The sequence below is a fragment of the Variovorax sp. 05T418 genome, assembly GCF_056396385.1.
In genome coordinates this window covers 45,152-64,134 of record NZ_JBFTLJ010000009.1, presented here as the reverse complement: position 1 = coordinate 64,134, position 18,983 = coordinate 45,152, and the positions used below count along the sequence as shown (strand labels likewise).

At 69.8% G+C, this 18,983-nt stretch carries 17 protein-coding genes; 11 read left to right on the top strand and 6 right to left on the bottom strand.

Annotation, left to right across the window (positions count from 1 at the left end):
• Positions 1-81: 81 nt before the first annotated feature.
• The 6 genes from AC1DMS_RS18825 to AC1DMS_RS18800 all read right to left on the bottom strand — a co-directional run bounded on the left by AC1DMS_RS18825 (position 82) and on the right by AC1DMS_RS18800 (position 7,401).
• Positions 82-1,278 carry an ATP-binding protein gene (locus AC1DMS_RS18825; protein ID WP_278879258.1) on the bottom strand — a complete coding sequence of 399 codons (1,197 nt, stop codon included), beginning with the start codon at positions 1,276-1,278 and terminating at the stop codon, positions 82-84.
• 7 nt (positions 1,279-1,285) lie between these two features.
• Positions 1,286-2,008, bottom strand: a complete 723-nt coding sequence (locus AC1DMS_RS18820) for a response regulator transcription factor (protein ID WP_012745423.1) — start codon at positions 2,006-2,008, stop codon at positions 1,286-1,288.
• Positions 2,005-3,711: an NAD(P)/FAD-dependent oxidoreductase gene (locus AC1DMS_RS18815; protein WP_418146483.1), complete on the bottom strand. Its 1,707-nt coding sequence runs from the start codon at positions 3,709-3,711 to the stop codon at positions 2,005-2,007. The genes AC1DMS_RS18820 and AC1DMS_RS18815 overlap by 4 nt, the downstream gene beginning before the upstream one ends.
• 6 nt (positions 3,712-3,717) lie before the next feature.
• Complete coding sequence (locus AC1DMS_RS18810; protein WP_418146485.1) at positions 3,718-4,554, bottom strand: beta-ketoacyl synthase chain length factor; 837 nt, start codon at positions 4,552-4,554, stop codon at positions 3,718-3,720.
• Between the two features lie 124 nt (positions 4,555-4,678).
• The gene (locus tag AC1DMS_RS18805) at positions 4,679-5,881 is read right to left on the bottom strand and encodes a beta-ketoacyl-[acyl-carrier-protein] synthase family protein (protein ID WP_418146486.1); all 1,203 of its coding nucleotides are present in this window, start codon (positions 5,879-5,881) and stop codon (positions 4,679-4,681) included.
• A 131-nt stretch (positions 5,882-6,012) separates the two neighbouring features.
• The gene (locus AC1DMS_RS18800) at positions 6,013-7,401 is read right to left on the bottom strand and encodes an AmpG family muropeptide MFS transporter (RefSeq protein ID WP_012745427.1); all 1,389 of its coding nucleotides are present in this window, start codon (positions 7,399-7,401) and stop codon (positions 6,013-6,015) included.
• A 58-nt stretch (positions 7,402-7,459) separates the two neighbouring features.
• On the opposite strand from AC1DMS_RS18800, the gene AC1DMS_RS18795 reads away from it, so the two are divergent.
• The 11 genes from AC1DMS_RS18795 to AC1DMS_RS18745 all read left to right on the top strand — a co-directional run bounded on the left by AC1DMS_RS18795 (position 7,460) and on the right by AC1DMS_RS18745 (position 18,802).
• Positions 7,460-8,326, top strand: coding sequence for a M48 family metallopeptidase (locus AC1DMS_RS18795; RefSeq protein ID WP_478181621.1), 867 nt, complete (start codon positions 7,460-7,462; stop codon positions 8,324-8,326).
• A 211-nt stretch (positions 8,327-8,537) separates the two neighbouring features.
• Complete coding sequence (gene atzF, locus AC1DMS_RS18790) at positions 8,538-10,247, top strand: allophanate hydrolase (RefSeq protein ID WP_478181620.1); 1,710 nt, start codon at positions 8,538-8,540, stop codon at positions 10,245-10,247.
• 17 nt (positions 10,248-10,264) lie between these two features.
• Positions 10,265-11,272 carry an ABC transporter substrate-binding protein gene (locus AC1DMS_RS18785; protein WP_478181619.1) on the top strand — a complete coding sequence of 336 codons (1,008 nt, stop codon included), beginning with the start codon at positions 10,265-10,267 and terminating at the stop codon, positions 11,270-11,272.
• 2 nt (positions 11,273-11,274) lie between these two features.
• Entirely contained in the window at positions 11,275-12,105 is an 831-nt protein-coding gene (locus AC1DMS_RS18780) for an ABC transporter permease (protein WP_412510143.1), read from the top strand.
• Positions 12,102-12,935: an ABC transporter ATP-binding protein gene (locus AC1DMS_RS18775; protein WP_012745432.1), complete on the top strand. Its 834-nt coding sequence runs from the start codon at positions 12,102-12,104 to the stop codon at positions 12,933-12,935. The genes AC1DMS_RS18780 and AC1DMS_RS18775 overlap by 4 nt, the downstream gene beginning before the upstream one ends.
• Complete coding sequence (hpxZ, locus tag AC1DMS_RS18770) at positions 12,932-13,312, top strand: oxalurate catabolism protein HpxZ (RefSeq protein WP_436042152.1); 381 nt, start codon at positions 12,932-12,934, stop codon at positions 13,310-13,312. The genes AC1DMS_RS18775 and hpxZ overlap by 4 nt, the downstream gene beginning before the upstream one ends.
• A 48-nt stretch (positions 13,313-13,360) precedes the next feature.
• Complete coding sequence (locus AC1DMS_RS18765) at positions 13,361-14,479, top strand: BMP family ABC transporter substrate-binding protein (RefSeq protein WP_436287141.1); 1,119 nt, start codon at positions 13,361-13,363, stop codon at positions 14,477-14,479.
• Between the two features lie 25 nt (positions 14,480-14,504).
• Entirely contained in the window at positions 14,505-15,566 is a 1,062-nt protein-coding gene (locus AC1DMS_RS18760) for an ABC transporter permease (RefSeq protein WP_478181618.1), read from the top strand.
• On the top strand, positions 15,563-16,486 hold the full coding sequence (locus AC1DMS_RS18755) for an ABC transporter permease (protein WP_478181617.1): 924 nt from the start codon (positions 15,563-15,565) through the stop codon (positions 16,484-16,486). Before AC1DMS_RS18760 ends, AC1DMS_RS18755 begins: the two co-directional genes overlap by 4 nt.
• 5 nt (positions 16,487-16,491) lie before the next feature.
• Entirely contained in the window at positions 16,492-17,196 is a 705-nt protein-coding gene (gene biuH, locus AC1DMS_RS18750; protein WP_018903887.1) for a biuret amidohydrolase, read from the top strand.
• Between the two features lie 7 nt (positions 17,197-17,203).
• Positions 17,204-18,802, top strand: coding sequence for an ABC transporter ATP-binding protein (locus AC1DMS_RS18745; protein ID WP_478181616.1), 1,599 nt, complete (start codon positions 17,204-17,206; stop codon positions 18,800-18,802).
• Positions 18,803-18,983 lie beyond the last annotated feature (181 nt).

Below are 18,983 nucleotides of genomic sequence, written 5' to 3'. Positions count from 1 at the left end.
TTCTCCTTCCCCCTCGCCGGGGGCGACGCCAGCGGCCCGGCGAAGCCGGTTCCGCGGCGTCCCGCGGACGAGACCGGGGGCTCAGTTCGCGGGCGCGCCCGCCGGCAGGCGGATCACGAAGCTCGCGCCGCCGCCCGGGCCGTCTTCGCAGCGCACGCTGCCGCCGTGCCGCTCGGCGATCGACTTCACCAGTGCGAGCCCCAGGCCCACGCCGCCGTTGCGCTCGCTGGCGCCGGGCAGCCGGTAGAAGGGCTCGAAGATGCGTTCGCGCAGGGCCGGCGGCACGCCCGGGCCGCGGTCGGTGACGCGCACGGTGGCAAAGCCGTTGGCGCTGCCGAGCTCCACCCTGATCTCGCCGGCGCCGTAGCGGCGCGCGTTCTCGAGCAGGTTGCGGATCGCGCGGCGCAGCAGGCGCGAGACGCCGGGCACGGTGAGCCTGGCGTTGTCGGTGCCTTCGACCAGGTCGAGCTCGGCATTCACCTGCGAGCACTCCTCGGCCGCGAGCCCCGTGAGGTCGACGGCCTCGATGGTGCCCAGGTCGGCCTCGCTCGCGTCGAGCCGGCTGGCCAGCAGGATCTCGTCGATGAGCTGGTCGAGCTCGCCGATGTTGCGCGAGATTTCCTCGCGCGCCTTGGGGCTCGGGCGTTCGCCCATCAGCTCCAGGCCCATGCGGATGCGGGTGAGCGGCGAGCGCAGCTCGTGCGATGCATTGGCCAGGAGCGACTTGTGCGAACGCACCAGCTGTTCGATGCGTTCGGCCGACGCGTTGAAACGTTTGGAGAGATCAGCCACTTCGTCCTGCCCTTCTTCGGTCACTCGCACCGAGAGATCGCCTTCGCCCCAGCGCTGCACGCCGCGCTGCAGTGCCTCCAGCCGCTGGGTGAGCCGCCGCACGATCGGGTATACGCCCAGCGCCACCGCAATGCCCACGAGCGCGATCATCCAGCCCAGGCCGAACGGCGTGCGCCAGGGCGCGAATCCGCCGCCGGGCGGTCGGTCGCGCGGCGCCACGCGCAGCGTGAGTGCCTTGCCGTCGCTGAGCGTCACGTCGAACTCCAGGCCCTGGCCCGGCACGCGCAGCGCCTTGCCGGTGCCGATCGGCGTGTCCTGCGCATCGAGCACCACCACGTTGCGCGGCACCGGCGCCAGCCGTTCGCGCTCGGCCTGGGCCGCCTCGCGCACGATCCAGTTGGCCATCAGCGTGAGGATGACGACGCCGCCCACCACCGCGAGCCAGATGCGCACGTAGAGGTGGCGGGAGTAGAGGCTGCGCAGCATCGGCCGGTCAGTCCTGCTGCTTGGCGAACACGTAGCCCACGCCGCGCACCGTGAGGATGCGCTTGGGGTTCTTGGCGTCCACCTCGATGGCGGCGCGGATGCGGCCCATGTGCACGTCGATCGAGCGGTCGAAGGCCTCGAGCTCGCGGCCGCGCACGGCCTCCATGATCTGGTCGCGCGTGAGCACGCGGCCGGCGCGCTCGGCCATGGCCACCAGCAGGTCGAACTGGTAGGAGGTGAGGTCGGCCAGCGCGCCGCCCACCGACACGGTGCGCGCATTGCGGTCGATCTCGAGCGTGCCGAAGCGCATCACGGTGCTGGCTTCGGTGTCGGCATTGTTCTCGCTGCGCCGGCGCAGCACCGCGCGGATGCGCGCGAGCAGCTCGCGCGGCTCGAAGGGCTTGGGCAGGTAGTCGTCGGCGCCGATCTCCAGGCCGATGATGCGGTCCATCGGATCGCCCTTGGCGGTGAGCATCAGCACCGACACCTTCGAAGCCGGAGGCGGCAGCGAGCGGATGCGGCGGCAGATCTCCAGGCCGTCGGTGTCGGGCAGCATCAGGTCGAGGATCACCAGGTCGGGCGCGTGCTGCTGCAGCTGCTCGAGGCCGCTCGCGCCGTCGCCGGCATGCGTGAAGAGGAATCCCGACTGCGTCAGGTATTCGCCCACCATCTGTGCCAGGCGGGCGTCGTCTTCGATCATCAGGAGCTGGGGGGTACTCATGCGCTTCATGGTCGTGCACGGGGGGCAACGGGGCTTGAACGCTCCGTAAAGTTGGGTAAACGCCGCGTCCGGCTGTCATCCGGAAGTGCTGCGAAAAGCATAGCGCCGGCTTGCGCGCCGGCGGGCAAGCCGGCGATGTTTTCCTCGAGCAGCGAGGGCAGGGCGCAATCGCCCAGGTCCGCATTGTCCGCCCGTGCGCGCGCGAGGATCTCGCCGGCCAGCCGGCGCAGTTGCGCGGCCGAGGCCCGGATGCGCGCCCTGAACGCGGCGTCGCCCAGCCGCGGGTCCTTCAGGCTGCGGTTGAGTTCGGCGAACCAGGGCATGGCGGCCTGGTCGAGCATCACCGGGGCGTTGCGCCTGGCGCTGGCCGCCGACCAGCTGCGCAGCAGCTGCTGCACCGCGAGGTTCAGGCGCTGGCAATGCTGCAGCTCGTCCTTCAGGCTGCCGAGCAGCATCAGGTCGGTGAGCCGCTGCTGGAAGAAGATCTGCGAGAGCACGCCCCAGTAGTAGGCGTAGTCCCAGATCACCTTCACCGGCAGCACCTCGGGGTCGCCGAACAGCGGGTACTGGTCCTGGTAGAGCGCCAGCGTGCTTTCGTAGAACGAGTGGTAGATCTGGTCGTAGAGCTGCGCGCGCGCTTCCACCGGGCGGCCCGCGCGGTCGTGCGCCACCAGGTCGGCGATGTAGGTGTTGCTGATCGCGATGAAGTCGCTGCCCGGCGAATAGAAGGGGTCGAGGAACAGCCCGGCCTCGCCCGTAAGGGCCCAGCGCCGGCCCGAGAACACCTGCCTGCAGCCGTGCGAGAAATGCTTGAGGAACGCGAAGTCCTGCAGCAGGTGCCGCTTGCCGTCGAGCGCGTCGTACAGCCGCGGCTGGTAGGTGGCGAACCACCGCATGGCCTTGTCGAAGGTGTCGATGGTGTCCAGCGGGTGCAGCTTCGGGTCGGCCACGATGCCCACCGAATGCGAGCCCGAGGCCAGCGGAATCAGCCAGGCCCAGTAGCCCGCGCCCACCAGGTGGTTGGTCGAGAGCCAGCGCGCCTGCGGATCGCAGCGCCCGCGCCAGGCGGCGTCGTCGCTCCACTCGTCGATGGCAATGCGCTCGCCGATGCGGAACCACACGGCGTTGACGTCGTGCGCGTTGGCCTCGGCCAGGCCGAGCTTGCGCTTGAGCAGGCCGGCGCGCCCGCAGGCATCGACCAGCCAGCGTGCCTCGGCGCTGTGGGTTTCGCTGCCGCGCGTCCATTCGAGGCGGTGTGGCGCCTCGGCGTCCGGGGCCAGCTCGACGCGGCGCACCAGCGCGGCATCGTCGAAGCGCACGCCGCGCCGCACGGCCTCCTGGGCCAGGTAGTTCTCGAAGATGCCGCGGTCGATCTGGTAGCTGGGCACCGCCAGGTAGCGGCTGGCGCCGATCTCGGTGACCTGGTCGATGTCGCGCCGGCCCTCGCTGAAGAAGAAGCGGAAGCCGAACTTGCGCAGCTGCGCGCCGTCCATGTGGGGCTTGAGGCCGAGCACCGTGTCGAAGTAGTGCGCGCCGATCTCGACCGACGACTCGCCCACCTTGTGCGCCGCATGCGGCACCGGGTGCCTGCGGCGCTCCAGCACCAGCACGTCGATGTCCTGGAAGCGCTGCTTCAGCTGCAGCGCGAGGGTGAGGCCCGCGAGCCCGCCGCCCATGATCACTGCGTCACATCGTTGCGCAGTGCCGGTCATGGAGCTTCAGTCCCGGATCGGCCGCAGTTGCAGCCGCAGCGACAGGGTGGAGGAAAGCGGCAGCCCGATGGGCGGCGGCGGACCGTCGCCATCCAGCCGCGCCAGCGCTTCGAACAGGCCGAGCGCATGGGCCATCGGGTTGATGTGCGCCAGGGTCTTGGCGGCGTCCGAAAGCGGCGCCGGCGGGTTGTCGCCACCGCCGCTGCCGTCCACCGACCAGTCGAGCGCGGCCACGCTGCGCGCCGTGCGCCCGGGCGCGATCACCAGCGCCACGGCCAAGAGGCCCTGGCTGTCGGTCACCGAGGTCAGCGGGCCCACCGTGGGCGTGTCGTAGCCCACCAGCAGCACCGGCGACTGGTCGGCCGCGCATTGCACGGCCGCTTCGAGCAGGCCGGCGGCAAAGCTGTTCTCGTAGGCCGAGACCGAGTTGCTGGCCGCCATGCAGCCGGTGCCGATGGTCCAGTAGCCCACGGCCGCGTTGTGCACCGAGTTGTGGAAGCGCGTGGGCGACAGCACCGTGGGGTCGGTGGCCAGCGTGCTGCACATGTAGTCGTTGATCGACAGGTCGCCATGCGCCGAGACGAACACGCAGGGCACGTCGGCCGCATTGCGGCCCGAGCCCGCCATCGACGCGGCGGCCACTTCGAGCGCCAGCGCCACGGTGTCGGGCGCGCGCCGGCGCTCGGCCGGCGCCAGCACCTGCGGCGACGGCCGCTTGGCCGGCGGATCGGCCAGCCCGCCTTCGCCGCGGAAGGCGGCGCGCGCGGCGTCCCAGCCCGGCAGGGTGGGCGTCCAGAAGGCCGGGCCTTCGATGTAGAGAGTCGGGGGCGTGGGGACGCTCATGCTGGTTGTCATTGGATGGCCCCTTCGCGGAACACCGTGGAACCGGCTTTGCCGGGCCACTGGTGTTGCCCCCGGTAGGGGGAGGGAGAAGCGACACGAAGTGCGCGGAGCCTGGGGGCGAGCCTCATGCCTTTGCCTTGCCGAAGACCAGCGAGCAGTTGTTGCCGCCGAAGCCGAAGGAGTTGGTCAGCGCGTAGCGCACCTCGCCATGCGCGGGCGCGAGCCGGATCTGCGGGCCGAAGCCGGCGTCGAGCTGGCTCGTGTTGACCGTGCCCGGCATCAGGCCGCGCTCGATCGCGAGCAGGCTGATCACCGATTCGACGATGCCCGCCGCGCCCAGCGTGTGGCCCATGAAGCCCTTGGTCGAGCTGGCATGGGTGGTGGCAGGGAAGCGCCGCGCCACCAGCGCGCCTTCGACCTCGTCGTTCTTCTGGCTCGCGGTGCCGTGCATGTTGATGTAGTCGATGGCTTCGGGCGCGAGGCCCGCGCGCGCCAGCGCCTCGTCGAGTGCGCGTTCGGCGCCCAGGCCCTCGGGGTGCGGCGTCGACATGTGGTGCGCATCGCTGGCTTCGCCGTAGCCCAGGAGCCGCAGCGGCGCGGCGGCGTCGTCCTGCACGCGCTCCACCAGCGCGAAGCCGGCCGCTTCGCCCAGGCTGATGCCCTTGCGGCTCGCATCGAACGGCCGGCACGGCTCGCTCGACACCAGTTCGAGCGAGTTGAAGCCGAACAGCACGCTGCCGCACAGCGTGTCGACCCCGCCGACCACGGCGGCGTCGGCCAGGCCCAGGCGGATCAGCCGCTCGGCCGAGGCAAACACCTTGGCGCTCGAGGAGCAGGCAGTGGAAATCGTCTCGCTCGGCCCGTTGAGCCCGAGCACCTGCTGCACGAACATCGCCAGCGAATGCGGCGTGTGCACGGCCGGACGCCGCTGGTCCATGGGAAAGCGGCCGTCGGCGTCGAGCTGGGTGTAGGCCAGCTCGGTCTCGCCGATGCTGGAGGTCGAGGTGCCGAGGATCAGCGCGATGCGCGAAGGGCCGTACCTGGCCCGCGCGGCCGCCACGGCCTCGGGAAAGCCATCCGCATGCAGGCCCAGCCAGGCCAGCCGGTTGTTGCGGCAGTCCCACGAGGCCAGCGCCTCGGGCAGGCGGATGTCCTCGAGCCCGTCGACCCGGCCGATCCAGGTGGGCAGCGGCGCGTCGCCGAAATCGTTGGCGCGCAGGCCGCTGCGCGAATGCTCGAGCGCCTCGGCGAGCGGCTCCTTGCCGACGCCGACGGCCGAAGTGGCCGTGAAGGCGCTGATCTGAAGGGGAGAAATGCGGGGCGGCACGTTGCTTGTGGGTTTGGCGGACGGAAGGTGAATGATCGCTCTGGGAGCGAGGCGGCAGGTAACCGGAAAGTGACAGCCTACCAGTTGCGCGGGGCCCCGCGCGTCAGCTGTTTTCCCATGCGGACCCCGCCCTATTGACGCCCGGCCGGCGCCTTGGTGGTGGTGATGCGGGCGGCCAGCGCCACCAGCAGCAGCACCGGCAGGCCCAGCAGCGCGGTGCCGGTGAAGAACTGGGCGTAGCCGTGCGCATCGACAAAAGCGCCCGAATAGCCGGCAATGAACTTGGGCAGCAGCAGCATCAGCGAGCTGAACAGCGCGTACTGGGTGGCCGAATAGCTGATGTTCGTGAGGCTCGACAGGTAGGCGATGAAGGCCGCCGAGGCAATGCCCCCGGCCAGGTTGTCGGCCGACACCACCGCGATCAGCGCCGTCAGGTCGTGCCCGCGCGACGCCAGCCAGGCAAAGAGCAGGTTGCTCGCCGCGCTCAGCACCGCGCCCAGCATCAGCACGCGCATCACGCCCAGCCGCATCGACAGCACGCCGCCCACGAAGGCGCCGGCCAGCGTCATGACCACGCCGTAGATCTTGCTGACCGTGGCCACCTCGTCCTTGGTGAAGCCCATGTCCACGTAGAAGGGGTTGGCCATGATGCCCATCACCACGTCGCTGATGCGGTAGATGGCAATCAGCGAGAGGATCAGCGCGGCCTGCCACTTGTAGCGGCGGATGAAGTCGGCAAAGGGCTCGATCAGCACGCTTTGCAGCCATTCGGCCGCGTTCTTCGGCTTGGGCAGCACGCGGCGCACCGGCTCGGGCGAGAGCAGCACGGTCAGCACGCCCACCGCCATCGAGGCCGCCATCACCAGGTAGGCCGTCTTCCACGCGCCGTTCTGGTAGGCCGCCGCGCCCGTGGCGGCCGCTGCTGCCGGCGCCACCTCGGCCCAGGCCGCCACCCACAGCACGCCGGCGCCGGCCCAGATCATCGCCAGGCGGTAGCCTGTTTGATAGGCGGCGGCGAGCGCGGCCTGCTTGCGCGTTTCGGCCGACTCGATGCGGAAGGCGTCCAGCGCGATGTCCTGCGTGGCCGAGCCGAAGGCCACCAGCAGCGCGCACCAGATCAGCGGCGCGAGGCCCTGGCGCGGATCGTTGAGCGCCATGCCGACCAGCCCCGCGACCACCATCCCCTGCGCCAGCAGCAGCCAGCCGCGCCGGCGCCCGAGCAGCGTGGTCAGCGGCGGCAGCGGCAGCCGGTCGACCAGCGGCGCCCAGACCCACTTGAAGCCATAGGCCAGGCCCACCCAGCTCAGGTAGCCGATGGTGGTGCGGTCGATGCCCGCCTCGCGCAGCCGAAAGCTCAGCGTGCCCAGCACCAGCAGCAGCGGCAGGCCGGCGGAAAAGCCCAGCGCCAGCATGCGCAGCGTGGCGGGCTCGAGGTAGACCTTCAGCGCATCGCGCCAGGGCAGGGAGGGGGCGGTGGAGGTTTCGGCGGGCTGGGCAGACATGAACTCCGGATTGTCCATGAGCGCGCGCCGCCTGCCGAGCCGTCTTTTTGTCGGCAATTGTTCCTATGATCCGCGCATGTGCACACGATGCGAGCTTCTTGTTGTTTCTTCCGCGGCTTCCTCGGCGCTGCGCGCCTCGGCATGGCAGCCGCGGCGGGCCTTCCTGCTGGCGGCCGGCGCCGCGCTGGCCGGACCGGCCCTGGCGCAGGTGAACGTGGGCAATGCCTCGGTGGCGCGCAACCTGGTGCCGGCCGACCGGATCGAGGCCGCCGGCGTGCAGCAGTACGGCCAGCTGCTGGAGCAGGCGCGCGCCAAGCGTGCGCTCGCGGGCGACGGCAATGCGCAGCTGCAGCGGCTGCGCACCATCGCGAACCGGCTGATTCCTTTTGCGACGCCGTGGAACGCGCGCGCGCGTGAATGGAAGTGGGAGGTCAACCTGATCGGCAGCAAGCAGATCAACGCCTTCTGCATGCCCGGCGGCAAGATCGCCTTCTTCACCGGCATCCTCGAACAGCTCAAGCTCAGCGACGACGAGGTCGCCATGGTGATGGGCCATGAGATGGCCCACGCGCTGCGCGAGCATGCGCGTGCCCGCATGGCCAAGAGCGCGGGCACCGGCGCGGCGCTTTCCATCGGCGCGCAGCTGCTGGGCCTGGGCCAGATGGGCGATCTGGCGGCGCGCGCCGGCACGCAGCTGCTGACCCTCAAGTTCAGCCGCAGCGACGAGACCGAGGCCGATCTCGTCGGGCTCGAGCTTGCAGCGCGCGCGGGCTACGACCCGCAGGCCTCGGTGTCGCTCTGGAAGAAGATGGCCGCGGCGTCGAAGAACCAGGGCGGCCTCAGCTTTCTGTCGACCCACCCGAGCGGGCCGGACCGGATCCAGAAGCTCGAGGCCAACCTGCCGAAGGTCGAGGGGCTTTACCGGGAAGCCAAGCGTAGCTGAGGTCTTACTCCCTCTCCCTCCGGGAGAGGGCGGGGGTGAGGGCGGCGGCCTTCATATGTGAGCCGCGCTTCATCGGCGGCACGGAGCCCTCACCCCAACCCTCTCCCGGAGGGAGAGGGAGCAAAACCCTGAACAGGATCTTTTGAAGGACGGCCTTCGGTCGCCTGGCACATTGCTTGCATCTCGACTTGTACACAAGTTTGGATGCCTGATGATGGTGCATGAAGAAAACGGATCGGCTGCCGCAGCGTGGATTGCCCGCTTTCCCCGGCCCGTGCCCGGCGCGGACGCGGGGCCTCTCGCCGGCCTGCGCTTCGCCGTCAAGGACAACATCGACGTGGCCGGCGTGCCCACCACGGCCGCCTGCCCGGCCTTCGACCGCCGGCCGGCTGAGCACTCGGCCGTGGTGCAGAAGCTGCTCGATGCCGGTGCATCGCTGCTCGGAAAGACCAACCTCGACCAGTTCGCCTGCGGCCTGAACGGCACGCGCTCGCCGTATGGCGAAGTGCCCAATGCCTTCGACGCGCGCTATGTCTCGGGCGGCTCCAGTTCGGGCTCGGCCTACGTGGTGGCCGCCGGCGAGGCCGATTTCGCGCTCGGCACCGACACCGCCGGCTCGGGCCGCGTGCCCGCCGGGCTCAACAACATCGTCGGGCTCAAGCCCTCGCGCGGCCTGCTGAGCGCCTTCGGCGTGGTGCCCGCCGCCCAGAGCGCGGACTGCGTGTCGATCTTCGCGCGCAGCGTCGGCCTGGCCGTCGACGTGCTTCTTGCAGCCGCCGGGCCTGACGCGCGCGATCCTTACTCGCGGGCACTTGCGCTGCGCAGCCATCCGTTTCCGCCGGCCTTCCGTTTCGGCGTGCCCGACACGCTCCGCTTCTTCGGCGATGCCGCGGCCGAAGAAGCCTTCCGCGATGCGCAGCTGCGGCTCGCCGCCCTCGGCGGCACGGCCGTGGAAATTCCCTACGCGCCGCTGGCCGAGGCCGCCGCGCTGCTCTACGAGAGCGCGCTCGTGGCCGAGCGCTATGCCGCGGTGCGCGGGTTCTTCGATGCGCACGGCTCCCAGGTGATCGAGCCGGTGCGCGGCATCCTCGAAAGCGGCCGCGGCTACAGCGCCGCCGATGTGTTCGAGGCGCAGACCCGGCTGCGTGCCATCGCGCAGCAGGTCGAGCCGATGTGGCGCGGCATCGACCTGCTGCTGGTGCCGACCGCGCCCACGCACTACACGCGCGAGCAGATGCGCGCCGATCCCGTGGTGCTCAACCGCAACCTCGGCGCGTACACCAACTTCGTCAACCTGCTGGACTACGCCGCCATCTCGGTGCCGAGCGCGCTGCGCGCCGACGGCCTGCCCTTCGGCATCACGCTGATCGGCCCGTGCGGCAGCGATCTTGCGCTGGCCGAGCTGGGGCAGCGCTATCACCACGCCAACGGCCTGCCGCAGGGCGCCACGGGCTTGCCGCTGCCCGAGCCGCGCCCCATTCCGGGCCTGGGCGCTTCGCCGGTGCAGGCCATGCCCATCGCCGTCGTCGGCGCGCACCTCTCGGGCATGCCGCTCAATGGCCAGCTCACCGAACGCGGCGCCACGCTGCTGCGTGCCACCACCACCTCGCCGCACTACCGCCTGCACGCCTTGCCGGGCACCGTGCCGCCCAAGCCGGGGCTGCAGCGCAGCACGGCCGGCGGAGCCGCCATTGCGCTCGAAGTGTGGTCCGTTCCCGTGGCCGAGATCGGCAGCTTCCTCGCGCTGATCCCGCCCCCGCTGGGCCTGGGCAGCGTGGAGCTCGCCGACGGCAGCTGGGTGCACGGCTTCATCTGCGAAGGCCATGCGCTCGCAGGCGCCGAAGACGTGAGCCACCACGGCGGCTGGCGTGCCTACATCGCGAGCCGCGCCGCGGCCTCTTCCCAAGCCATTCCAATCTGACCGATCGAGGAGTCTTCATGTGCATTCCTGAGAAATCGCCCGCCGGCGCCGCGTCGCGCCGCCAGTTGCTGCAGGCCGGCGCCGCGGGGCTGGCCGTGCTGGCTGCGCCCGCCATCGTGCGTGCGCAGGCCGCGCCCAAGATCCGCATCGGCTTCTGGCCCGTGGCCGCGGGCCTGCCTTTCTTTGCCGCGGTCGACCGCGGCTACTTCAAGGAAGCCGGCCTCGACGTGGAGCCGCTCAAGTTCGCGGGCGCGCAGCAGGTCATGGAAGGCATGCTCGCGGGCCGCTGCGACGGCAGCTCCAACGGCACGGGCTCGGCCAATCTTGCCATCGGCGAGATCGCGCAACCGGGGCTGTTCAAGATCTTCTGCACCAACCCGAGCAACGCCAGGTTCGTGCTCGACGAATTCATCGTCGCCAAGGACAGCCCGATCAAGGCCATGGCCGAGCTGGCCGGCAAGAAGATCGCGTCCGGCCCCGGCATCCAGAACGTGACGCTGTGCAAGACCATGCTCGAGCGCGCGGGCGCCAAGGGCGCCACGGTGAGCGAGCTGCCCATCGGCCAGCATGTGGCGGCGCTCGTGGCGGGCCAGGTCGACGCCTGCTACACGCTCGAGCCCACCGGCACCGTGGGCCGCATGAACGGCACCACGCGCGTCATCGAGGCCGGCGTGGTCGCCAAATACATCCTCGGCGATCCGATGGCGCCCTGGCACGGCGGCGCGGCCAGCCTCACCAGCGAATTCATCAAGAAGAACCCCGACGCGGCAAGGAAGTACATCGCCGCCTATGCGCGCGGCGTGGAGCTGGTGCGCAGCAAGCCCGACGAGGCGCGCCAGCACATGAAGGGCTACACCGCCATCGAAGGCAGCCTCACGGCCGAAGTGCCGCTCGCCTCGTACATGCTCTACAACGAGTTCAAGCCGAGCGACGTCGCGTACTTCCAGAAGTTCTACGACCTGTTCACCGAGAAAGGCATCTTCGAGAAGAAGGTGCTGGTGGACGGCCTGCTCTACAAGGCTTGACCATGGCCGACGCAAGCACGACCACGGCCACGCCGTGGACACCGCCGGCCGACGGCACCGCCGCCTCGGCACCGAAGCCGCCGCTGCGCGACCGGCTGCTGCCCTTCATCGGCCCCGTGGCGCTGTTCATCGTGTGGGACCTGGCGGTGCGCCTGGGCTTCATCAAGCCGATCCTCCTGCCCACGCCCGCCGACACCGTGGCGGCGCTCATCACGGGGCTCGCGGGCGGGCCGCTGCTCACCGACTTCGCGATGACCGTGTGGCGCACGCTGCAGGCCTTCGCGATTGCGGCGGTGGTCGGCGTGCCGCTGGGCGTGCTGCTCGGCAGCAACGAAAAGGCCTACCGCAGCGTCGAGTTCCTGATCGACTTCTTCCGCTCCACGCCTTCGTCCGCGCTGATCCCGCTGTTCCTCCTGATCTTCGGCGTGTCGGACGTCAACAAGGTGGCGATCGCGGCTTTCGGCGCGCTGCTGATCGTGGTGTTCAACAGCGCCTATGGCGTGATCAACGCGCGCAAGCAGCGCGTGATGGCGGCGCGCGTCATGGGCGCCTCGCGCTGGCAGGTCTTCAAGGACGTGCTGGTGTGGGAAAGCCTGCAGCCCAGCTTCGTGGGCCTGCGCTCGGCGGTGTCGATGGCACTGGTGATCGTCATCGTGGCCGAGATGTTCATCGGCTCCGACACGGGCCTCGGCCACCGCATCATCGATGCGCAGCAGGTGCTCAACGTGAAGAGCATGTATGCGGCCATTCTGGCGGCGGGCGCGCTGGGCTATGCGCTCAACATCCTCTTCCTGATTGCCGAGCGCCGCATCGTGCACTGGAGCGGAAGATGAAAGCCACGCCCGACATCGTCGTCAACGGCCCGGTGTATGCCGACGTGCCCAGGCCCGTCTTCAAGCCCGGCCCGGCCGGCACGCACATCACCATCCGCGGCCTGACCAAGTACTTTGCGGGCTGGCCGCTGTACGAGAACTTCGACCTCGACATTCCCAAGCACCGGATCGTCTCGGTGTTCGGGCCCAACGGCTGCGGCAAGTCCACGCTCATCAACATGATCGCGGGCCTGATCCCGATCGATGCGGGCGAGATCCTGTTCGACGGCAAGCAGCGCAAGGACACCAAGATCGGCTACGTGTTCCAGAACTACCGCGAGGCGATGTTCCCGTGGATGCGCACCATCGACAACATCGCCTACCCGCTGAAGCTCGAAGGCCGCAGCAAGGCCGAGGTCGACCGCCGCATGGAAGAGCTGGTGGCGTCCTTCGACGTGAAGTTCGACTTGAAGCGCTTTCCGTACGAGCTCTCGGGCGGGCAGCAGCAGACCGCATCGATCATGCGCGCGCTCGCACCCAAGCCCGAGGTGCTGTTTCTGGACGAGCCCTTTTCGGCGCTCGACTTCGAGATGACGCTCTTCATCCGCGAGAAGCTGCAGGAGGTGTTCATGCAGACCGGCACCACCATGCTCCTGGTGTCGCACGACCTCGAAGAGGCCGTGTACCTGGCCGACGAGGTGCTGCTGCTGACCAAGCGGCCCACCCGGGTGGCCGAGATCCTGCGCTATGGCGATGCGCGGCCGCGCACGGTCGAGACCCTGAGCACCGAGAGCTTCGTGGCAACCAAGAAGCTCAGCCTCGACATCTTCCAGCGCGAGGTCCGCCGGTGACGCCCGAGATCAACATTCCCGAGGTGCTCGCCGAAGTGACGGACGTGTTCGCGCGCTACGAGGAAGCGCTCATGGCCAACCAGCCCGCAGTGCTCGACGAGCTGTTCTGGAACAGCCCGCACACGCTGCGCTACGGCTTCTCGGAGAACCACTACGGCCATGCCGGCATCAGCGCCTTTCGCGCATCGCTGCCGGTGCAGAGCCCGCCGCGCGAACTGCTGCGCACCGTCATCACCACCTACGGCCGCGACTTCGCCACGGCCAACTGCGAGTTCCGGCGCGAAGGCGCCACCGCTGTCGGCCGGCAGAGCCAGACCTGGCTGCGCACGGCCGACGGCTGGCGCGTGGTCGCCGCCCACGTGAGCCTCCTGGGCTGAGCGCGGGGCACATTTTTTGCACTCCCTTCAACCTCTGGAAAGAACGCCATGACAAGCCAAATCAATCGCCGCGATTCCCTCAAGTCCCTGGCTGCGCTCGGCGCCGCCGGCACCCTCGGAGGCTGGAGTGCGCTCGCCGGCGCGCAGGCCAAGCCGCTGACCGTCGGCGTGATCTACGTCGGCGCGCGCGACGACTACGGCTACAACCAGGCGCACGCCATGGCGGCCGCCGAAATCAAGAAGCTGCCCGGCATCAAGGTGGTGGAAGAAGAGAACGTGCCCGAGACCGCGGCCGTGCAGAAGACCATGGCCGGCATGATCTCGCAGGACGGCGCCAAGCTGCTGTTTCCCACCTCGTTCGGCTACTTCGATCCGCACATCCTGGCCGTGGCGCCCAAGAATCCCGACGTGCGCTTCTCGCATTGCGGCGGCCTCTGGACCGAAGGCAAGCACCCGAAGAACGCGGGCAGCTTCTTCGGCTACATCGACGAGTGCCAGTTCCTGAACGGCGTGATCGCCGCGCACATGACCAAGAGCAACAAGATCGCCTTCGTTGCCGCCAAGCCGATTCCGCAGGTGCTGCGCAACATCAACGCCTTCACGCTGGGTGCGCGCTCGGTCAAGCCGAACATCACCTGCAGCGTGATCTTCACCGGCGACTGGTCGATGGCCGTGAAGGAAGCCGAGGCCACCAACAGCCTGGCCGACCAGGGCTGCGACGTCTTCACCATGCACGTCGACGGCCCCAAGGTGGTGGTGGAGACGGCGGCCAAGCGCGGCAAGATGGTCTGCGGCTACCACGCGAGCCAGGCCAAGCTCGCGCCCAACGCGTACCTCACCGGCGCCGAATGGAACTGGCTCACGGCCTACAAGACCGCCATCGAGGCCGCGCAGGCCGGCAAGCCGCATCCCAACTTCCTGCGCGGCGGCCTGAAGGAAGGCTACGTGAAGATGTCCGCCTACGGCCCGATGGTGCCCGACGCCGCAAAGAAGCAGGCCGACGAGATCAAGGCGAAGATGGTCGCGGGCAGCTTCGACATCTTCAAGGACGGCATCAAGGACAACAAGGGCGTGGTCGTGGTGCCGGCCGGCAAGGTGCTCAAGCAGACCGACCTGGAGCTCGAGAAGATGAACTACCTGGTCGAAGGCGTGATCGGCCAGGCCTGATCGCAGCCGCACCGGCCCGCACGCCATGCGCCACGCGCTCAAGGAATTCGCCCTGCCGGTGTTCGCCATTGCGGCGGCGCTGCTGCTGTTCGGCGTGCTCGCGGCCTTTGCGGGCGTCGATCCGCTGGAGGTCTGGGCGACGCTCTTCAAGGGCGCGTTCGGCGACTGGTTCTCCTGGCAGAACACATTGCAGCGCGCCGCGCCGCTGATGCTCACCGCGCTGTGCGTGGCATTGCCGGCGCGCGCGGGCCTCATCGTCATCGGCGGCGAAGGTGCGCTGGTGCTGGGCGGGCTGGCGTGCGCGGCGCTCGCGCATGCGGTGCCGCTGCCCGGCAATGTCCTGGGCACGGCGATCGTCTGCATCGCGGGTGCGCTTGCCGGTGCGCTGTGGATCGTGCTCGCAGGCTGGCTGCGCCAGTACCGCGGCATCAACGAAACCATCAGCAGCCTGCTGCTGGCCTACATCGCCATCGGCATCTTCAAGCACCTGGTCGAAGGGCCGCTGCGCGATCCGGCGAGCCTCAACAAGCCATCGACCCATGCGCTGGCCGACGGGCTGCTGATCGGAGGCATCGGCGGCTCGGACGTGCACTGGGGCCTGGTGATCGGCGTGGTCGCCTGCCTGGCGCTCGGATGGTGGCTGCGCGCCACCGCCTCGGGCTTTTCGGTGCGCGTGGTGGGCGGCAATCCGCGCACCGCGCAGCTCGTGGGCCTGCCGGCCACGCGGCTCATCCTGGGGGCCTGCGCGCTCGGCGGCGCCTCTGCGGGGCTCGCGGGCGCGGTCGAGGTGGCGGCGGTGCACACCAATGCCAATGCCTCGCTGATCGCGGGCTACGGCTATGCCGGCATCCTGGTGTCGTTCATCGCGCGGCACAGCCCGGTGGCCATCGTGCCGGTGGCGATCCTGTTCGGCGGCTTCGGCGCGGCCGGCAGCCTGCTGCAGCGGCGACTCGGGCTGCCCGATGCCTCGGTGCTGGTGCTGCAGGGCATGGCCTTCGTGCTGATCCTGGCGAGCGAGGGCTTGCGCATGGTCGACTGGAACGCCCTGCGCGCGCGCGTGCCGCGCGGCGCGGGGGTGGTGCGATGAGCGCGGACCAGTGGATCGCGCTCGCGGCCGGCATCGTCGGCGGTGCGCTGCGCGTGGGCGCGCCGTTTCTTTTCGTGAGCCTGGGCGAATGCCTCACCGAGAAGTCGGGCCGCATCAACCTCGGGCTCGAAGGCGTGCTGGTGCTCTCGGCGATGGCGGCCTTCGGCGGCGCGTACCTCACCGATTCGGCCTGGCTGGGCGTGCTGATCGGCGCGGTGGCGGGTGCGGCGCTCGCGCTGCTGCATGGCCTCTTGTGCTCGCTCGACCGCGTGAACGACGTGGCGACCGGCATCGCGCTGATGCTGCTCGGCACGGGGCTCGCGTTCTACCTGGGCAAGCCGCTGATCCAGCCGCAGGCGCCGCAGATTCCCGCCATACCGCTGGGCTTCTGGAGCGACAACACGGTGGTGCGCTCGGCGCTGCAGCTCAATGCGCTGGTGCCCGTTGGCGTGGCGCTCGCGGTGCTGCTCTGGTGGGGCTTTGCGCGCACGCGAGCCGGCCTCCTGGTGCGCATGGCCGGCGACTCGGCGCAGGCGGCGCGCGCGCTCGGCTACTCGGTCTCGGGCCTGCGCATTGCGGCGACCACGGCCGGCGGCTTCATCGCCGGGCTCGGCGGCGCGTCGCTCACGCTGTTCTATCCGGGCAGCTGGAACGAAGGCATCTCGAGCGGCCAGGGTCTGATCGCGGTGGCGCTCGTGATCTTCGCGCGCTGGAGCCCGCTGCGCTGCGTGGGCGCGGCGCTGCTCTTCGGCGGTGCGGGTGCCATCGGGCCGGCGCTGCAATCCATCGGCATCGGCTGGGGCTACCACCTGTTCAACACCGTGCCCTATGTGCTCACGCTGGTGATCCTGGTGTTCACCTGCAGGCCCGGCACGGCCGCCGCCGGTGCGCCGGGCGAACTTTCATCGACAAGGAGCTGAATCCCATGGCGAACACCGCATCTCCCCGCCACGTGGCCGCCGAGCCCTATGGCTGGCCCTACAACGGCGCGCTGCGGCCCGGCAACACCGCGCTCATCGTGATCGACATGCAGACCGACTTCTGCGGCACCGGCGGCTACGTCGACGTGATGGGCTACGACCTCTCGCTGGTGCAGGCGCCGATCCAGCCGATCGCGCGCACGCTCGCGGCGCTGCGGCCGCTGGGCTTCCACATCATCCACACGCGCGAAGGCCATCGGCCCGACCTGGCGGACCTGCCGGCCAACAAGCGCTGGCGTTCGCGCCAGATCGGCGCCAACGGCGTGGGCATTGGCGACGACGGGCCGTGCGGGCGCATCCTGGTGCGCGGCGAGCCGGGCTGGGAGATCATTCCCGAACTCGCGCCGCTGCCCGGCGAGGTGGTGATCGACAAGCCCGGCAAGGGCTCGTTCTATGCCACCGACCTGGAGCTGATCCTGCGCACGCGCGGCATCGAGAACCTGATCCTCGCGGGCATCACCACCGACGTGTGCGTGCACACCACGATGCGCGACGCGAACGACCGCGGCTTCGAATGCCTGCTGCTGTCCGACTGCACCGCCGCCACCGACCATGGCAACCACCTGGCGGCGCTGAAGATGATCACGATGCAGGGCGGCGTGTTCGGCGCGCATGCCACCTCGCAGGCGCTCTTGGCCGCGCTGGACTGACCCGGGCATGGCCGACCCCACGCCCCACGCCATCGGCGCACTGCCTGCGGGCCACGGTGCGCTCGCGCTCGACACCTACGAGCTGACCAAGCGCTTCGGCGCCTTCACCGCGATGGACCGCGTGACGATGCGCGTGGAGCCCGGCACGGTGCATGCGCTGCTCGGCGAGAACGGTGCGGGCAAGAGCACGCTGGTGAAATGCGTGGCCGGTTTCCAGCGTGCGGAAGAGGGCAGCATCCTGATCGACGGGCGCGAGCAGGACATTGCCAACCCGATCGTGGCGCGCGCGCTCGGCATCGGCATGGTCTACCAGCACTTCACGCTGGCGCCGGGCATGACGGTGGCCGAGAACCTGCTGCTCGCGGGCGGCAAGACGCCGGCGCTGATCGACTGGAAGGCCAAGCGCGCGGAGCTCAGGGATTTTCTTGCGGCCACGCCCTTCAGCCTCGACCTCGATGCGCGGCCCTCGGAGCTTGCGGCGGGCGAGAAGCAGAAGCTCGAACTGCTCAAGCAGCTGTACCTGAAGCCGCGACTGCTGATCCTCGACGAGCCGACCTCGGTGCTCACGCCGCAGGAGGCCGACGAGGTGCTGGGCCATGTGCGCGAGTTCGCGAAGAGCGGCCTGTGCACGGTGCTCATCATCACGCACAAGTTCCGCGAGGTGATGGCGTACGCCGACAGCGTGACGGTGCTGCGCCGCGGCAAGGCGGTGCACCACTGCCGCGTGGCGGACACGAACCCGGCGCAGCTGGCGCAGGCGATGATGGGCGGCGAGGGCGCTTCGGCGCCTGTACCGGCTTCATCGCCCGTCGCGAGAAAACCGGTGCCCGATGCGGCACCCGTCGCCTTGCGCGTCGAGGGCCTCGAGGCGCAGGGCGACCGCGGCACGCTTGCGCTGCATGGGCTCAGCCTCGCGGTGCGCGCGGGCGAGATCCTCGGCGTGGCGGGCGTCTCGGGCAACGGCCAGCGCGAACTGGTCGAGGCGCTGGTCGGCCAGCGCGCGCGGCTGGCCGGCAAGGTGAGCGTGGCGGGCCAGCCCTACAGAGCGCGCCGCGCGGAGAACCGCAGCCTCAAGGTCCGCAGCCTGCCCGAGGAGCCGCTGCGCAATGCCTGCGTGGGCGACCTCAGCGTGGCCGAGAACATGGCGCTGCGCGATTTCGACCGGCCGCCGCTGTCGCGCGGGGGCGTGCTGAACTTCCCGTTCTGGCGCCACCGGGCGCGCGAGTGGATTGCCGAATACGGCGTGAAGACGCAGGGCGAGGGCGCGCCGATCCGCAGCCTGTCGGGCGGCAACGTGCAGCGCGCGGTGCTGGCGCGCGAACTGGCCGGCGACATCAATGTGCTGATCGCGGCCAACCCGGTGTTCGGTCTCGACTTTGCCGCCGTGGCCGAGATCCACGAGCGCATCGTGCAGGTGCGCGAGAAGGGCGGCGCGGTGCTGCTGATCAGCGAGGACCTCGACGAGCTGCTGGAGCTGGCCGACCGCATCGTCGTGATGAGCGAAGGGCGGATCGTGTTCGAGACTTCGGCTGCGGGGGCGGAGAGGCATGTGATCGGGGCGCACATGGGTGGGGGGCACCATGAGCCTTCGAAGGCTGTGGCATGAGTGCCCCGCTTGCTGTTGGCGGGCCGCCCGGTGCGCGGTGCGGCGCGGTCGGCCCCACTGTGCCGGCCGCTTCGCGGCTCCCCTGCGGTGCTCGCGTTTCGCGGGGTCTCGCAGAACTCGCTTCGCTCAAACAGCTGCGAGCCCTGATCCGCGAAACGCTGCGCTCCTCGGCGGCACAGAG

Coding starts and splice junctions, on each gene's coding strand:
- AC1DMS_RS18825 (WP_278879258.1), bottom strand. CDS start 1,278: ATGCTGCGCAGCCTCTACTCCCGCCACCTCTACGTGCGCATCTGGCTC.
- AC1DMS_RS18820 (WP_012745423.1), bottom strand. CDS start 2,008: ATGAAGCGCATGAGTACCCCCCAGCTCCTGATGATCGAAGACGACGCC.
- AC1DMS_RS18815 (WP_418146483.1), bottom strand. CDS start 3,711: ATGACCGGCACTGCGCAACGATGTGACGCAGTGATCATGGGCGGCGGG.
- AC1DMS_RS18810 (WP_418146485.1), bottom strand. CDS start 4,554: ATGAGCGTCCCCACGCCCCCGACTCTCTACATCGAAGGCCCGGCCTTC.
- AC1DMS_RS18800 (WP_012745427.1), bottom strand. CDS start 7,401: ATGGACAATCCGGAGTTCATGTCTGCCCAGCCCGCCGAAACCTCCACC.
- AC1DMS_RS18795 (WP_478181621.1), top strand. CDS start 7,460: ATGTGCACACGATGCGAGCTTCTTGTTGTTTCTTCCGCGGCTTCCTCG.
- atzF (WP_478181620.1), top strand. CDS start 8,538: ATGATGGTGCATGAAGAAAACGGATCGGCTGCCGCAGCGTGGATTGCC.
- AC1DMS_RS18785 (WP_478181619.1), top strand. CDS start 10,265: ATGTGCATTCCTGAGAAATCGCCCGCCGGCGCCGCGTCGCGCCGCCAG.
- AC1DMS_RS18780 (WP_412510143.1), top strand. CDS start 11,275: ATGGCCGACGCAAGCACGACCACGGCCACGCCGTGGACACCGCCGGCC.
- AC1DMS_RS18775 (WP_012745432.1), top strand. CDS start 12,102: ATGAAAGCCACGCCCGACATCGTCGTCAACGGCCCGGTGTATGCCGAC.
- AC1DMS_RS18765 (WP_436287141.1), top strand. CDS start 13,361: ATGACAAGCCAAATCAATCGCCGCGATTCCCTCAAGTCCCTGGCTGCG.
- AC1DMS_RS18760 (WP_478181618.1), top strand. CDS start 14,505: ATGCGCCACGCGCTCAAGGAATTCGCCCTGCCGGTGTTCGCCATTGCG.
- AC1DMS_RS18755 (WP_478181617.1), top strand. CDS start 15,563: ATGAGCGCGGACCAGTGGATCGCGCTCGCGGCCGGCATCGTCGGCGGT.
- biuH (WP_018903887.1), top strand. CDS start 16,492: ATGGCGAACACCGCATCTCCCCGCCACGTGGCCGCCGAGCCCTATGGC.
- AC1DMS_RS18745 (WP_478181616.1), top strand. CDS start 17,204: ATGGCCGACCCCACGCCCCACGCCATCGGCGCACTGCCTGCGGGCCAC.